Source organism: Mycobacterium sp. MYCO198283 (assembly GCF_021213805.1).
Lineage (GTDB): Bacteria > Actinomycetota > Actinomycetes > Mycobacteriales > Mycobacteriaceae > Mycobacterium.
Genome location: NZ_JAJQJI010000005.1, coordinates 195,609 through 211,509, shown reverse-complemented (window position 1 = coordinate 211,509; position 15,901 = coordinate 195,609). Strand labels below are relative to the sequence as shown.

Genomic DNA, 15,901 nt, shown 5'->3' with positions numbered 1-15,901 from the left:
ACGGCGGCCCCGGCCTGGCAACGATAGATGGGATGGATTTGGCGTATGAAGTTCGTTGAGAGGTTGCGCGCCTGGCCGCGCCGGCTCGTGGTCGCTGCCGCTGTGGCGGCAATGCTGCCGGGTCTGGTCGGCGCCGTGGGGGGCTCCGCGGCCGCGGGCGCATTCTCCCGTCCGGGCCTTCCGGTCGAGTACCTGATGGTGCCCTCGGCCGGCATGGGCCGCGACATCAAGGTCCAGTTCCAAAGCGGTGGCCAGGGTGCGCCCGGCGTCTACCTGCTCGACGGTCTCCGCGCCCAGGACGACTTCAACGGCTGGGACATCAACACCAACGCGTTCGAGATGTACTACGGCTCGGGCCTGTCGGTGATCATGCCGGTCGGCGGCCAGTCCAGCTTCTACAGCGACTGGTACAAGCCGGCCTGCGGCAAGGCCGGTTGCCAGACCTACAAGTGGGAGACGTTCCTCACCCAGGAGCTGCCCGCCTACCTGTCGGCGAACCACGGCGTGAACCCCAACCGCAACGCGGCGGTCGGCCTATCGATGGCCGGTTCGGCCGCGCTGACGCTGGCGATCTACTACCCGCAGCAGTTCCAGTACGCCGCGTCGCTGTCCGGCTTCCTGAACCTGTCCGAGGGCTGGTGGCCCATGCTCGTCGGGATGTCGATGGGTGACGCCGGCGGCTACAAGGCCGAGGACATGTGGGGCCCGTCGAGCGATCCCGCGTGGAAGCGCAACGACCCGATGGTCAACATCAGCAAGCTGGTGGCGAACGGCACCCGCGTCTGGGTGTTCTGCGGCAACGGCAAGCCCGCCGAGGTCAACGGCCAGATCGAGGGCGACAACTTCAACGCGAAGTTCCTCGAAGGGTTCACGCTGCGCACCAACAAGACCTTCAAGGACAACTACCTGGCCGCCGGTGGCAAGAACGGCGTGTTCAACTTCCCCGAGGGTGGCACCCACAGCTGGGGCTACTGGGGTCAGCAGCTGCAGGCCATGAAGCCGGACATCCAGCGCGTGCTGGGTGCGACGCCGACGGCCTGACGCTTTAGAGCGAGCCGACAGCGGCGGTGGTCCCCTCGGGGCCACCGCCGTTGCGGTGTTTAGGGGAGGGTCGTTTCGGTGATGTGGTTCACTACTGCGGTTGGGGATGCAGGTCGGGGAATGCGGTCGGGGCCATCGAAGAAGGGTGAAGCCATGACGTGGTTGTCCAGGCTCGCGCGCGTCGGAGCGGCGCTGGTGGTGGCCGCCGGGCTGTGGGGGGTCGGTACGGCGACCGCGCCGCAGGGCTCCGCCGACACGGTCGAGATGCTGATGGTGCCGTCCGCGGCGATGGGCCGCGACATTCCCGTCGCCTTCCAGGGTGGCGGCCCGCACGCGGTGTTCCTGCTCGACGCGTTCGACGCCGCACCCGACGTCAGCAATTGGGTGACCGCCGGCAACGGGTTCGCGACGCTCGCCGGTTCGGGCCTCTCGGTGGCGGCCCCGGCGGGTGGCGCCTACAGCATGTACACCAACTGGGAGCAGGACGGCAGCCGCCAGTGGGACACGTTCCTGTCCACCGAGCTGCCGGACTGGCTGGCCGCCAACAAGGGCATCGCCCCGAACGGGCATGCCGCCGTCGGCGCGGCGCAGGGCGGCTACGGCGCGATGGCGCTGGCGACGTTCCACCCCGACCGGTTCCGTTACGCGGGCTCGCTGTCGGGTGTGCTGTCGCCGGAGGCGACGGGCGTGGACGGCGCGGTGACCGACGGCCTGCAGCGGTTCGGCGGTGTCGACATCCGCAACATGTGGGGTCTGCCGCAGCTGGGTCGCTGGAAGTGGCATTCGCCGAACGTGCACGTGCAGCTGCTCGTCGACAACAACACCCGGCTGTGGGTGTGGAGCCCGCAGGGCGACAACACCCCGAACCCGGCGTCGATGATCGGCTACTCGCAGATCTTCCACGGCACCAACCGCGGCTTCTACGCGCACTACCGCGGCATCGGCGGCGCCAACGGGCACTTCGACTTCCCGACGTCGGGCGAGAACGGCTGGGGCGCCTGGGCGGGCCAGCTGGCCGCGATGAAGGGCGACCTGGTGGCGGCCATCCGCTGACTCAGCGGACTCACAGGTGCCACCCGGTACCGTTGTGAGGTGTTTGCGATGCTGCGACGGCCCGCCGCCGTGCCGTTGCTGATCGCCGCGGCGGTCGCCCCGCTCGTCGGGTGCGCCGCCACCGATCGCCTGATGAGCAGCGTCGAACTGCCCGCGACGGACGTCACCCCGCCCGGTGACGCGCCGGCGGCCAGGCGGTCGGCCCCGGCGCAGCACCTGCCGCTGGAGGTGTCGGCGCAGCAGCAGGCGTACTTGGCCGCCCTAGGTGACGACGGTGTCACCCCGTCCAGCGAGCTCGCGGCGCTGACCATCGGTTCCTACGTCTGCCAGGCCCGCGCGCACGGCCAAGACGACCGGGCGGTGTGGGACTTCGTGGCACCGCTGGTGCGCAACGACCTGCAGCGGGCCGACGCCGGTGCACCCTCCCCGGACCCGGCGCGGGTGGACCGCACCACCGCCGCCTACGTCCGGATCGCGACCGAACGACTCTGCTAGCAGGAGAACATGGCAACGAAATCACGGCGCAGACGGCACCGGCTGCTGGCGCTGGCGGCGGCGATCGCGGTGTCGGTCGTCGTAGCGCTGGTCGCCACCCTCATCTGGGTGTACGTCCGGCTCGACGAGGGCAAGAAACCGCAGGCCGGCCAGGCCGTCCCGCCGACGGCGGCGCCGCCGACCAGCGGCACCGAGCAGCCGCTGCCGGATTCCCAGGACGCCAGCTGCCCGGATGTGCAGCTGTTGTCGATCCCGGGCACCTGGGAGTCGTCGCCGCAGCTCGACCCGTTCAACCCGACGCAGTTTCCCATCGCGCTGCTGCTCAACGTCACGAACCCGATGCGGGGAGAGTTCGACGGCGGGCGGCTCGAGGTCTACACCGTGCCGTACACGGCGCAGTTCCGTAACCCGTTCTCGGCCGACGGGCAGATGACGTACAACGACAGCCGCAAGGAGGGAACGCAAGCGGCGCTGCGGGCGATGACCGAGCTCAACGCCCGCTGCCCGATCACCCGCTTTGTCATCACCGGGTTCTCGCAGGGCGCGGTCATCGGCGGCGACATCGCCAGCGACATCGGCAATGGCCGCAGCACCATCGACCACCGGCTGGTGCTGGGGGTCACGCTGATCGCCGACGGTCGGCGCCAGTCCGGGGTGGGCAAGGATGTGGGCCCCAACCCGCCGGGGCAGGGCGCCGAGATCACGCTGGGCGACGTCGGCTTCCTCGACGCCATGGGCCTGAAGATGACCGGCCCGCGACCCGGCGGCTTCGGCAAGCTCAACGACCGCGTCAACGAGATCTGTGCGGCGGGCGACCTGATCTGCGCCGCACCGGCGGAGGCGTTCAACATCACCAACCTGCCGCAGACCATGTCGATCCTCGCCGGCGGCGCGGGCCAGCCCGTGCACGCGCTCTACAACACCACGCAGTTCTGGCAGCTCGACGGCCGGCCGGCGACGGCGTGGACGCTCGACTGGGCACGGGACCAGGTGACCAACGCCCCGCACCCGAAACACGGGTGAGCCGATTTGGTGGCGTTCCCGCGGGTCACCTAACATTAAGGAAAACTTAAGAGCGGTCGGTGCCGGTCGTGCGCACGGACCGGCGGTCCGCAACGCCGCGTCTGTAGCATCACTGCAGCTTGATCCCGCAAGGATTCGACGTCGCAGTGGGTGAACCGAGTGCGATCAGCGCGCGTACGCATCGAGCCCCACGGGCAGTGTGCTTTGACAGGAGTGTGACATGCCTTTCCACAACCCGTTCATCAAGGACGGACTGATCAAGTTCCCCGACAACGGGAGCTTGGTCCGTCACGTCGAGCGATGGGCGAAGGTTCGTGGGGACAAGCTCGCCTACCGCTTCCTCGACTTCTCCACCGAGCGCGACGGCGTCGCGCGTGACCTGCGCTGGGCGGACTTCGGCAGGCGCAACAAGGCCATCGGCGCCCGGCTGCAGCAGGTCACCCAGCCCGGTGACCGCGTCGCGATCCTGTGCCCGCAGAACCTCGAGTACCTCGTCGCGTTCTTCGGCACGCTCTACGCCGGGCGCATCGCGGTGCCGCTGTTCGACCCGTCGGAGCCCGGCCACGTCGGCCGCCTGCACGCCGTGCTCGACGACTGCCATCCGTCGGCGATCCTCACGACCACCGAGGCCGCCGAGGGCGTCCGCAAGTTCTTCCGCACCCGCCCCGCCAAGGAGCGGCCCCGCGTGATCGCCGTCGACGCGGTGCCCGACGAGGTCGGCCAGACCTGGGAGCCGGTGGACGTCGACGTCGAGACCATCGCCTACCTGCAGTACACCTCCGGCTCGACGCGCGTGCCGTCGGGTGTACAGATCACGCACCTGAACCTGGCGACGAACGTGGTGCAGGTGATCGAGGCGCTCGAATGCGAGGAAGGCGACCGCGGGGTCTCGTGGCTGCCGTTCTTCCACGACATGGGCCTGATCACCGTTCTGCTGTCGCCGATGGTCGGCCACTACGTCACCTTCATGACGCCCGCCGCGTTCGTGCGCCGGCCCATCCGCTGGATGCGCGAGCTGTCGGCCAAACCGGAGGACACCGGCGGCGTGATCTCGGTGGCGCCGAACTTCGCGTTCGAACACGCCGCCGCCCGCGGTCTGCCGAAGGACGGCGAGGAGCCGCTGGACCTGTCGCGCGTCAAGGCGATCCTCAACGGCAGCGAGCCGATCTCGGCGGCCACCGTGCGCAAGTTCAACGACGCGTTCGGCCCGTTCGGGTTCCAGCCCAAGGCGATCAAGCCGTCCTACGGGCTGGCCGAGGCCACGCTCTTCGTCTCGACCACCCCGATGGGCGCCGAGCCCAAGATCATCGACGTCGACCGCGATGCGCTGAACACCGGTCGCTTCGTCGAGGTGTCGGGCGACTCCGACAAAGCCGTCGCCCAGGCCGGCGCCGGCAAGGTGGGCGTCGCGGAGTGGGCCGTCATCGTCGACAACGACACCGCGACCGAGCTGCCCGACGGCCAGATCGGCGAGATCTGGATCAGCGGGCAGAACATGGGCACCGGCTACTGGGGCAAGCCGGACGAGACCGTGGCGACGTTCCAGAACATCCTCAAGTCGCGCACCGAGAACTCCCACGCCCAGGGCGCCCCCGACGACGCGCTGTGGGTGCGCACCGGCGATCTGGGCGCCTACCACGACGGCGAGCTCTACATCACCGGCCGCGTCAAGGACCTGGTGATCATCGACGGCCGCAACCACTACCCGCAGGACCTCGAGTACTCGGCGCAGGAGGCGTCCAAGGCGCTGCGCACCGGGTTCGTCGCGGCCTTCTCGGTGCCGGCCAACCAGCTGCCCGACGAGGTGTTCGACAACGCCCACGCGGGGCTGCGCCGCGACCCCGACGACACCTCCGAGCAGCTGGTGATCGTCGGCGAGCGGGCGCCCGGCTCGCACAAGCTGGACCTCGCGCCGATCGTCGACGACATCCGCGCCGCGATCGCCGTCCGGCACGGCGTGACGGTGCGCGACGTGCTGCTCACCCCCGCCGGCGCGATCCCCCGGACGTCGTCGGGCAAGATCGGCCGCCGCGCCTGCCGCGCCGCTTACCTCGACGGCAGCCTGCGGTCCGGCAGGGTCGCCAACGCGTTCCCCGACCAGGCGGAATGATCCCCATCCCGTTCCCCGCCGCGGACCGGTTCGCCGGCGCTGCGCGGATCTCCGACGATGCTGGAGCGAAGCATGTCTGACAACCGTCCGGCGCCCAAGACCGACATGACCGTCGCGGAGATGCGGGCGTGGCTGCGCAACTGGATCGCCAACGCGACCGGCCAGTCACCCGACGCCATCGACGAGAACACCGCGATGGTGGAGCTTGGCCTGTCGTCGCGGGACGCGGTGGCCATGGCCAGCGACATCGAGGACCTCACCGGCGTCACGCTGACCGCGACGGTGGCGTTCCGCCACCCGACCATCGAATCGCTCGCCACGGTGATCATCGAGGGCGAGCCGGAGCTCGACCAGAGCGCTTTCGACGACGAGGACTGGTCGCGTGACGCCGACGAGTCCGACGAGGGCCGGCTGAACATCGCCATCGTCGGCATCGCCACCCGCTTCCCCGGCGACCTGAACTCCCCCGACGAGCTGTGGCAGGGGCTGCTCGAGGGCGTCGACGCCATCACCGACCTGCCGGAGGGCCGCTGGGCCGAGTTCCTCAGCGAGCCGCGGGTCGCCGAGCGCGTCGCGAAGGCCCGCACCCGCGGCGGCTACCTGTCGGACATCAAGGGCTTCGACGCCGAGTTCTTCGCGCTGTCGAAGATGGAGGCCGACAACATGGATCCGCAGCAGCGGATGGCGCTCGAGCTGACCTGGGAGGCGCTGGAGCATGCGCGCATCCCGGCGTCGAGCCTGCGCGGCGGCAGTGTCGGCGTCTACGTCGGCGCGTCGAACAACGACTACAGCTTCATGTCCGTGGCCGATCCGGCCGTCGCGCACCCGTACGCGATCACCGGCACCACCAGCTCGATCATCGCCAACCGGGTGTCGTACTTCTACGACTTCCGCGGCCCGTCCATGGCCATCGACACCGCCTGCTCGTCGTCGCTGGTGGCGGTGCACGAGGGCGTGCAGGCGCTGCGCAACGGCCAGGCCGACGTGGTGGTGGCGGGCGGCGTCAACGCGCTGGTCACCCCGCTGGTGACGGTCGGTTTCGACGAGGTCGGCGGCGTGCTGGCGCCGGACGGTCGCATCAAGTCGTTCTCGGCCGACGCCGACGGCTACGCCCGCTCCGAGGGCGGCGGCATGCTGGTGCTCAAGCGCGTCGAGGACGCCCGCCGCGACGGCGACGAGATCCTGGCCGTCATCGCCGGCAGTGCGGTCAACCACGACGGCCGCTCCAACGGGCTGCTGGCGCCCAATCCCGACGCCCAGGCCGAGGTGCTGCGCAAGGCGTACAAGGACGCCGGCATCGATCCGCGCACCGTCGACTACGTCGAGGCGCACGGCACCGGCACCATCCTGGGCGATCCGATCGAGGCCGACGCGCTGGGCCGCGTCGTCGGGCGCGGCCGGCCCGCCGAGAAGCCGGCGCTGCTGGGCGCGGTGAAGTCCAACCTCGGCCACCTGGAGTCCGCGGCCGGCGCGGCGAGCCTCGCGAAGGTTGCGCTGTCGCTGCGCAACGACAAGGTGCCGCCGTCGATCAACTACACCGGCCCGAACCCCTACATCGACTTCGACGCGGTGCGGCTGCGGGTCGTCGACACCGTCACCGACTGGCCGCGCTACAGCGGCCACGCGATCGCGGGCGTGTCGGGCTTCGGCTTCGGCGGCGCGAACGCCCACCTGGTGCTGCGTGAGGTGCTGCCGTCCGATCTCACCGAGCCCGAACCCGACGAGTCCGTCGTCGAGGCGACCGCCGCACCGAACGAGGCCACCGCCGTCTACGTCGGTGGGGTGCGGATGGACGAGTACGGCGAGTTCCTTCACGACGACGACGAGCTCGATCGGCCCGCCGCGGCGGTCGACGAGGAGCCCGAGCTGCCGGGGCTGACCGAGCAGGCGCGGCGGCTGCTGGAGGCGGCGCGCGAGGAACTGGCGTCGGCCGAACCGCCCAAGCCGATCGTCCCGCTGGCGGTGTCGGCGTTCCTGACGTCGCGCAAGCGCCAGGCCGCCGCCGAGCTGGCCGACTGGATCGACAGCGAGGCCGGGCGCGCAGCATCGCTGGAGTCGATCGGCCGCTCGCTGTCGCGGCGCAACCACGGCCGCTCCCGCGCGGTGGTGCTCGCCCACGACCACGACGAGGCGGTCAAGGGGCTGCGCGCGCTCGCCGAGGGCAAGCAGCACCCGCTGGTGATCGCCGCCGACGGGCCGGTCAGCAACGGGCCCGTCTGGGTGCTCGCCGGGTTCGGCGCGCAGCACCGCAAGATGGGCAAGAACCTCTACCTGCGCAACGAGGTGTTCGCCGACTGGATCAACCGGGTGGACGCGCTGGTGCAGGACGAGCGCGGACACTCGATCCTCGAGCTCATCCTCGACGATGCGGTCGACTACACCGACGAGACCACCGAGCTCCCGATCGAGAAGGTGCAGCTGGTCATCTTCGCGATCCAGGTGGCGCTCGGTGAGCTGCTGAAGCACCACGGCGCCAAGCCCGCCGCGGTCATCGGCCAGTCGCTGGGCGAGGCGGCCGCGGCCTACTTCGCCGGCGGGCTGTCGTTGGAGGACGCCACCCGCACCATCTGCTCGCGCAGCCACCTGATGGGTGAGGGCGAGGCGATGCTGTTCGGCGAGTGGATCCGGCTGATGGCGCTGGTCGAGTATTCGGCCGAGGAGATCGAGTCGGTGTTCGCCGATTTCAAGGACCTCGAGGTGTGCGTGTACGCCGCCCCGACGCAGACGGTCATCGGCGGCCCGCCCGAGCAGGTCGACGCGATCATCGCGCGGGCGGAGTCGGAGGGGAAGTTCGCGCGGAAGTTCCAGACCAAGGGCGCCAGCCACACCTCGCAGATGGATCCGCTGCTGGGTGAGCTGGCCGCCGAACTGGTCGGCATCGAGCCCAGGCCGCTGCAGATCGGCTACTTCTCCACCGTCCACGAGGGCACCTACATCCGGCCGGGCGAGGTCATCCACGACGTCGACTACTGGAAGAAGGGGCTGCGGCACAGCGTCTACTTCACCCACGGCATCCGCAACGCCGTCGAGGGCGGGCACACCACGTTCCTGGAGCTGGCGCCCAACCCGGTGGCGCTGATGCAGGTCGGTTTGACGACGGCGGCCGCGGGGCTGCACGACGGCCAGCTGATCCCGACGCTGGCGCGCAAGCAGGACGAGGTCGACTCGATGACCACGGCCATGGCGCAGCTGTTCGTCCACGGCCACGATCTCGACATCCGCACGCTGTTCCCGCGGCGGTCGCGGGGCCTGGCCGGTGCGCTGGACTACGCGGACATCCCGCCGACGCGGTTCCGCCGCAAACCGCACTGGCTCGACGTGCGGTTCTCCGGCGACAACTCCGGCGTCATGCCCGGCAGCCACGTCGCCACCCCGGACGGCCGGCACGTGTGGGAGTACGCGCCGCGCGCCGCAACCGATCTGGCTGCCCTGGTGAAAGCCGCTGCCGCGCAGGTGCTTCCGGATGCGCAGCTGACCGCGTCGGAGCAGCGTGCGGTGCCCGCCGACGGCGCCCGGCTGGTCACGACGCTGACGCGTCACCCCGGCGGCGCGAGCGTGCAGGTGCACGCCCGCATCGACGAATCGTTCACCCTCGTCTACGACGCCATCGTCAGCCGCGGCGGCGCGGTCTCCGCGCTGCCCGCGGCGACGGCGACCGGGCTGGCGACCGCCGCGCAGCCCGAGGCGGCGCCGCAGGCCGACGAGCAGCAGGACGAGGCGCCGGAGATCCTGCAGGACAACCTGACCCAGGGTGCCAATCTGGGGGCCGGCTTCGCGAAGTGGTCCCCGGACTCCGGGGAGACCATCCACGACCGGCTGGGCGCCATCGTCGGCGGCGCCATGGGTTATGAGCCCGAGGACCTGCCGTGGGAGGTGCCGCTGATCGAGCTGGGCCTCGATTCGCTGATGGCGGTGCGCATCAAGAACCGCGTGGAGTACGACTTCGACCTGCCGCCGATCCAGCTGACCGCGGTGCGCGACGCCAACCTGTACAACGTCGAGAAGCTCATCGAGTACGCGATCGAGCACCGCGACGAGGTGCAGGAGCTGCACGAGCACCAGCAGACGCTGACGCCCGAGGAGATCGCGGCCGAGCAGGCCAGGCTGCTCTCCGGTGCCAGCGCCGCCTCGCTGGCGGCGCCGGCGGCCGATCCGCAGGCCGAGCCGTCCACGCAGTCCGACGACGCGCCCGCGCCGCAGCAGGAAATCGCGGCCGCCGGCCCCGATCTACCGCCGCCGCCGACCGATCCGTCGGGTCCCGGCATCCCGGCGCCGCCGTCGAACCCGGCCGGCCCGGAGATCCCGGCGCCGCCGGCCGATCCGTCGGGTCCTGGCAAGCCCGACCTCGCCGGTGCCGCGCAGGTGCTCAACCAGCAGGCGGTCGCCGACGCGCTGAGCGCGGACGTCCCGCCGCGCGACGCCGCGGAGCGCGTGACGTTCGCCACCTGGGCGATCGTCACCGGGAAGTCGCCGGGCGGCATCTTCAACCCGCTGCCGAAGGTCGACGACGACGCCGCGCAGAAGATGGCGCAGCGGCTCTCGGAGCGCACCGAGGGCACCATCACCGCCGACGACGTGAAGAAGGCGAACACCATCGAGGAGCTGGCCGACACCGTCCGGCAGTTCCTGGAGGCCGGCGAGCTCGACGGTTTCGTCCGCACGCTGCGGGCGCGCGAATCGGGTTCGACGAAGGTGCCGGTGTTCGTGTTCCACGCCGCCGGCGGGTCCACCGTGGTCTACGAGCCGCTGCTGCGCCGGCTGCCCCCCGACACGCCGATGTACGGGCTGGAGCGCGTCGAGGGCACCATCGAGGAGCGGGCCGCGCAATACGTGCCCAAGCTGCTGGAGCTGCAGCCGGAGGGGCCGTTCGTGCTCGCCGGCTGGAGCCTGGGCGGTGCGCTGGCCTATGCGTGCGCGATCGGGCTCAAGCAGCGCGGCCGCGACGTCGCGTTCGTCGGGCTGATCGACGCGGTCCGCCCCGGCGAGCCGATCGACCAGTCGAAGGAAGGCACCCGCGCCCGCTGGAACCGGTACGCGAAGTTCGCCGAGCGGACGTTCAACGTGCAGATCCCGGAGATCCCGTACGAAGAGCTGGAGAACCTCGACGACGCCGGGCAGGTGCAGTTCGTGCTGGAGGCCGTCAAGCGCAGCGGCGTGCAGATCCCGGGCGGCATCATCGAGCACCAGCGCACGTCGTACCTGGATCAGCGGGCCATCGACACCGCCGACATCCAGCCCTACGACGGGCACGTGACGCTGTACCTGGCCGACCGGTACCACGACGACGCGATCACCTTCGAGCCCGCCTACGCCACCCGCAGACCCGACGGCGGCTGGGGTGAATACGTCACCGACCTGGAGGTGGTGCCCATCGGCGGTGAGCACATCCAGGCGATCGACGAGCCCTACATCGCCAAGGTCGGCGCGCATTTGAGCCAGGCCCTTGCGAAAGTCGAAGCCCAGCAGAAGGTGTGACCCGCCGGAAGGCGCGACGTTGCGTTCAGGAGCCCTGAAGGACTCCAGTTGCGGCGACAACGTGGGGGATCATCCTGCTCAGCCAGCGCACGCTTTTCGCTGCCGGCGTCAGCCTGGCTGTGGTGGGTCGGCGTCGTCCTGCTCGCTGCGGCGCCGTTGGCGCTTTACGGCGCGATAGTGCTGACTCCGCTGCCGCGTATTTCGCCGTCGGCGTTGACCGTGCGGTCAGCCAACGGACGTCGGGCCGAAATCCGGCGTGAGCAGGTCGCGTCGATCACTCCCAAGACCGTCCCCGTCGGGTTCGCCGGCCGGTCGCAGCAAGTCGAGGTCTCCTACCGCGTCACGGATGCGAGCAGAGAACACGAAGCGATGGTGCTGGGCCCGCAGATCCTGCAGGCCCGGCGAACAACCGTCGTGGTTCGAGCCGCGACCAGGGCCTGCTCTAGAATCCGAAGTCGTGACTGAGACGCTGTCGACCAGCCGCACGCACACCACCGCCGAGAAGCTCGCGGAGCTGCGCGAGAAACTGGCGCTGGCGAGCGACCCCGGTGACGAGAAGGCGAAAGCCCGGCGGGACCGCAAGGGCATCCCGAGCGCCCGCGCCCGCATCAACGCACTGCTCGACCCGGGCAGCTTCGTGGAGATCGGCGCGCTGGCCCGCACCCCCGGAGATCCGAACGCCTTCTACGGCGACGGCGTCGTCACCGGCCGCGGCACCATCGACGGCCGGCCCGTCGCGGTGTTCTCCCACGATCAGACGGTGTTCCAGGGCTCGGTCGGCGAGATGTTCGGCCGCAAGGTCGCCAAGCTGATGGAGTGGGTGGCCATGATCGGCTGCCCGATCATCGGGATCAACGACTCGGCGGGCGCCCGCATCCAGGACACTGCGACCTCCCTCGCCTGGTACGCCGAGCTGGGCCGGCGCCACGAGATGCTGCGCGGCCTGGTGCCGGAGATCTCGCTGATCTTCGGCAAGTGCGCCGGCGGTGCCGTGTATTCGCCCATCCAGACCGACCTCATCGTCGCCGTCCGCGACCAGGGCTACATGTTCATCACCGGCCCGGACGTCATCAAGGACGTCACCGGCGAGGACGTCACCTTCGACGAGCTCGGCGGCGCGGACGTCCAGGCGCAGCGCGGCAACATCCACAAGGTGGTGGAGAGCGAGGCCGCCGCGTACCAGTACGTGCGCGACTACCTGAGCTTCCTGCCCAGCAACACCTTCGACGACCCGCCGATCGTCAACCCGGGCCTGGAGCCGGAGTACACGCCGCACGACTACGAGCTCGACACGATCGTGCCGGACAACGACAACCAGGCCTACGACATGCACGAGATCCTGCTGCGGATCTTCGACGACGGCGATGTCTTCGAGATCGCCGACCAGCGCAGTCCGTCGATGATCACCGCGTTCGCGCGCGTCGACGGCCGCCCGGTCGGGGTGATCGCGAACCAGCCGATGCACATGTCCGGCGCGGTGGGCCACGAGGCGTCCGACAAGGCGGCCGGCTTCATCCGGTTCTGCGACTCGTTCAACCTCCCGCTGGTGTTCGTCGTCGACACGCCCGGCGCCATGCCCGGCGTCGAGGAGGAGACGGGCGGCATCATCAAGCGCGGCGGCCGGTTCTTCAACGCCGTCGTGGAAGCCGACGTCCCGAAGGTCACCATCATCGTGCGCAAGGCCTACGGCGGCGGATACGCGGTGATGGGGTCCAAGCAGCTCTCGGCCGACCTGAACTTCGCCTGGCCGACCGCCCGCATCGCGGTGATCGGCGCCGAGGGCGCGGCGCAGCTGCTGGTGAAGCGGTTCCCGGATCCGACGGCGCCCGAGGTGCAGAAGATCCGCGCCGACTTCATCGAGGGCTACAACGCCAACCTCGCGGTGCCGTGGATCGCCGCCGAGCGCGGTTACATCGACGGTGTCATCGAGCCGCACGAGACGCGGCTGCTGCTGCGCAAGTCCCTGCGGCTGCTGCGCGACAAGCAGATCACCCGCGTCCAGCGCAAGCACGGCCTCACCCCGCTGTAGCGGCCTGTGTGCGCGAGCGTGCGTGTTCGTCCGGCGACACGCCGCGCGCGCCGGGCAGTCCGCGCCCGCTCGCGCGCTGTCATTGGACGGCGATCACCCGCCGCTGGCGCAGTTCGCGCACCCGGACGTGGTAGGTCACGGGCGTCACCGCCAGGACGTGGTCGACGATCTCGGTGAAGAAGCGGTCGGGCCGCACCTCCTCGGGCACCAGATCGGGGCGGGCGGAGACGAAGCCGTCCTCCTCCCAGTCGACGAGCAGCAGCGCGGTCGCGGTGTAGCCGTCGACGCTTCCGCTGCGGCGCAGCTTGTGGATCATGTCGACGCTGCGCTCGAAGGCGTCGGGTTCGGTGTCGAGGATGGTGGCGCGCTGGACGAAGAAGAAGCCGATGGCCGCCAGCGGATAGCGGCCCCGCAAATTGGCGGCGTCGCCGTAGGACTCCTCGAAGCGGTTCGGCAGGTTCTTGCCGAAACTCGACAGCTGCGCCTTGGTGGAAATCAGCACCTCGGGTCCGCGGTCCCACCGCGAGATCAGCACGTCGACCTGCTTCTCGTAGGCCCGGCCCAGCACCCGGGCCGACACCGGCGCCACCGCAGCCAGGTTCGGCAGCCGCGCCAGCAGTTCGGACCGTAGCGCGGCGGGCACCTTGTCGAGCAGGACGGCGATGTCGCGCGGCAGCACCCGCGGCCGCGCCGACCGCGGCCACACCTCGTCGGCGCCGAACCCGGCCCGTCGCAGCTCCTGGGCCACCCACGCGTCGACGCCGCCGGCGAAGCTGCCGCTCTCCGACACGGCGTTGGCGGTGACGGGCACGGTCAGCAGCTGCCCCAGCAGCGCGTAGTCCGGGCGGTACCGCGGCCGCTCGCCGCGGGCGTGCGCCCACGGATCGGTGAGCGGGCCACGTAGCAGCGGGTCGAACGGCGAGAACGCATCGCGAACGGCCATTACGGCTCCCGCGGCCGCGATCCGCGCGCCGCCCGCCGCGCCGCCAGCAGCGCCCGCGCGGCGACGATGTCGTCGCGCGCCGCATCGCTCACCTCGCCGAGCACGATCTTGTCGACGGCCCGCACCGCCGTCAGCAGCTCGCCGGCGTGGAGCGCCCGCCGCACCGTGGGCGTCACCCGGCGCAACGCCGCGGCGGCGCCGGCGACCACCGCGGGGGCGGGCACCGGCAGCAGGTCGGCCTCGCGCGGCTCGAGCTTGAGCAGGCCGCCGCCGTAGGCCCGCCCGACGAGCTCGGCGCCGAGCAGCGTCACCGAGTTGAGGCTCGCCACCGGCAGCAGGGCCCGCCCCCAGGCGGCGTGCGCGGCCCGCAGGTACACGCCGTGCACGCTGTTCAGGTGCACGGCGGCCGCGGCGTTCGTGGTGAGCCGCGGGGTGTCGGCGTTCATGTAGGTCAGCAGCAGGTCGGCGGGCGGGCCGACGGGCACCTGCCACCACGGGTTCCGGACCCGGCACTTGTAGGCGCGGTCCACCCCGGCGGCCACGCCGTGGGCGATGTAGCGGCGGGCGCCCACGGACATGGCGCGAATGTCGGCGCCCGGCCGGAAGAGCAGCGTCGCCGAGCCGGCGTCGCCCAGCGCTCGCCAGCCGGCCGTCGTCATGGACAGCCCCCGCAGGTGGCGGCTGCCCGGCGGCGACAGCCGCAGCGTCTCGTCGGCCCGCAGCCGCAGCTCAGCGGCGCGGGCGGGGGAGAGCGCGAAGAAGCCGTTGCGCCCGGTCACCGCGCCCAGCGTGGTCTCCCCCCACTCGTGCAGCGTGACGAACGACGGCCCGGCCACCGCGGCGGTGTAGGAGGCCAGCGCATCCGACGGCACCAGCGCCGGCGTCCACTTGGCGCCGCTGTCGTCCGGCCACCACCGGTGACTCGACAGCTCCTCGTGCAGCTCCGCGACCGACGAGACCTGGTGCAGCTCCGCATGATCGGTGCCGCCGGCCGCCAGCGCGTCGTCGGCGAGCAGCAGCACCACCTCTTCGAGCACGCCGGGGAACACGCGCTCGGTGAACATCACCAGCCGCACCCGGCCGAAGCGCCGCATCAGGTAGCGCCGGACGTCGGCGGCGTAGTTGACGGTGAGCAACTCGGCGGGCAGCACCAGCCCGAGCCGGCCGCCGGGCCGCAGGAACTCCGCGGCGTGCACGGTGGCCGCCGCCCACGTCGACGCCAGCGCCGTCAGCCCCACCCCGGCCCGCAGGGCGGCCGCCCGGCTCGCGGCGCGGGCGGCGCCGGCGTGGTCCTGGTAGCGCACGTAGGGCGGGTTGCCGAGCACGGCGTCGAACCGGCGCTCGCTGGGCACGCCGAAGAAGTCGGCCACCTCGACCGCCGCGGTCCGGCCGGCCGCCGCCACCCGCTGCCGGGCGGCGGCGGCGCTGGGCGGGTGGATCTCGATGCCGTGCAGCACGGCGTCGGCCGGTGCGCCCAGGGCGTCGAGCCGGGCGGCGGCCGCCGCCAGGAACGCGGCGTCCCCGCAGGACGGCTCCAGCACCGCATCCCCGGGGGAGCGGACCGCCCAGCGGGCGACGAACTGCGCCAGCAGCGGCGGCGTGAAGAACGCGCCCCGCGACTTGCGGGTGGCCGCGTCATCTGGCGGCGGGCCGGCGATCGTCACGCCACGGTTGTATCACCGGGCACCGACAGCCGACCGCGGACGCGCCCGCCGCACCTTCACCCGCCGCG

General features: G+C 71.2%; 9 protein-coding genes. 7 read left to right on the top strand and 2 right to left on the bottom strand.

What is annotated here, in order from left to right:
• Nucleotides 1-45: 45 nt before the first annotated feature.
• The 7 genes from LV457_RS11860 (at nt 46) to LV457_RS11830 (ending at nt 13,226) form a co-directional block, all read left to right on the top strand.
• Nucleotides 46-1,041, top strand: a complete 996-nt coding sequence (locus tag LV457_RS11860) for an esterase family protein (RefSeq protein ID WP_232171366.1) — start codon at nt 46-48, stop codon at nt 1,039-1,041.
• Nucleotides 1,042-1,194: 153 nt separating this feature from the next.
• A complete protein-coding gene (locus tag LV457_RS11855) occupies nt 1,195-2,094 on the top strand; it encodes an alpha/beta hydrolase-fold protein (RefSeq protein ID WP_232171365.1) in 900 nt (299 codons plus the stop codon).
• 48 nt (nt 2,095-2,142) lie between these two features.
• Entirely contained in the window at nt 2,143-2,589 is a 447-nt protein-coding gene (locus LV457_RS11850) for a DUF732 domain-containing protein (protein ID WP_232171364.1), read from the top strand.
• 9 nt (nt 2,590-2,598) lie between these two features.
• Nucleotides 2,599-3,612 carry a cutinase family protein gene (locus LV457_RS11845; protein WP_232171363.1) on the top strand — a complete coding sequence of 338 codons (1,014 nt, stop codon included), beginning with the start codon at nt 2,599-2,601 and terminating at the stop codon, nt 3,610-3,612.
• Nucleotides 3,613-3,832: 220 nt separating this feature from the next.
• Complete coding sequence (gene fadD32 / locus LV457_RS11840; protein WP_232171362.1) at nt 3,833-5,722, top strand: long-chain-fatty-acid--AMP ligase FadD32; 1,890 nt, start codon at nt 3,833-3,835, stop codon at nt 5,720-5,722.
• 57 nt (nt 5,723-5,779) lie between these two features.
• Entirely contained in the window at nt 5,780-11,197 is a 5,418-nt protein-coding gene (gene pks13 / locus LV457_RS11835) for a polyketide synthase Pks13 (RefSeq protein ID WP_232171361.1), read from the top strand.
• 469 nt (nt 11,198-11,666) lie between these two features.
• Entirely contained in the window at nt 11,667-13,226 is a 1,560-nt protein-coding gene (locus LV457_RS11830) for an acyl-CoA carboxylase subunit beta (RefSeq protein ID WP_232171499.1), read from the top strand.
• A gap of 79 nt (nt 13,227-13,305) precedes the next feature.
• On the opposite strand, the gene LV457_RS11825 is transcribed toward LV457_RS11830, so the two are convergent.
• Nucleotides 13,306-14,169: a hypothetical protein gene (locus tag LV457_RS11825; RefSeq protein WP_232171360.1), complete on the bottom strand. Its 864-nt coding sequence runs from the start codon at nt 14,167-14,169 to the stop codon at nt 13,306-13,308.
• The gene (locus LV457_RS11820; RefSeq protein ID WP_232171359.1) at nt 14,169-15,833 is read right to left on the bottom strand and encodes an N-6 DNA methylase; all 1,665 of its coding nucleotides are present in this window, start codon (nt 15,831-15,833) and stop codon (nt 14,169-14,171) included. Before LV457_RS11820 ends, LV457_RS11825 begins: the two co-directional genes overlap by 1 nt.
• Nucleotides 15,834-15,901: the final 68 nt, after the last annotated feature.

Bases quoted from the DNA above. Each gene is read 5' to 3' on its own strand.
- LV457_RS11850 (WP_232171364.1), top strand. From the start codon at position 2,143: ATGCTGCGACGGCCCGCCGCCGTGCCGTTGCTGATCGCCGCGGCGGTC.
- LV457_RS11860 (WP_232171366.1), top strand. From the start codon at position 46: ATGAAGTTCGTTGAGAGGTTGCGCGCCTGGCCGCGCCGGCTCGTGGTC.
- LV457_RS11855 (WP_232171365.1), top strand. From the start codon at position 1,195: ATGACGTGGTTGTCCAGGCTCGCGCGCGTCGGAGCGGCGCTGGTGGTG.
- LV457_RS11845 (WP_232171363.1), top strand. From the start codon at position 2,599: ATGGCAACGAAATCACGGCGCAGACGGCACCGGCTGCTGGCGCTGGCG.
- fadD32 (WP_232171362.1), top strand. From the start codon at position 3,833: ATGCCTTTCCACAACCCGTTCATCAAGGACGGACTGATCAAGTTCCCC.
- pks13 (WP_232171361.1), top strand. From the start codon at position 5,780: ATGCTGGAGCGAAGCATGTCTGACAACCGTCCGGCGCCCAAGACCGAC.
- LV457_RS11825 (WP_232171360.1), bottom strand. From the start codon at position 14,169: ATGGCCGTTCGCGATGCGTTCTCGCCGTTCGACCCGCTGCTACGTGGC.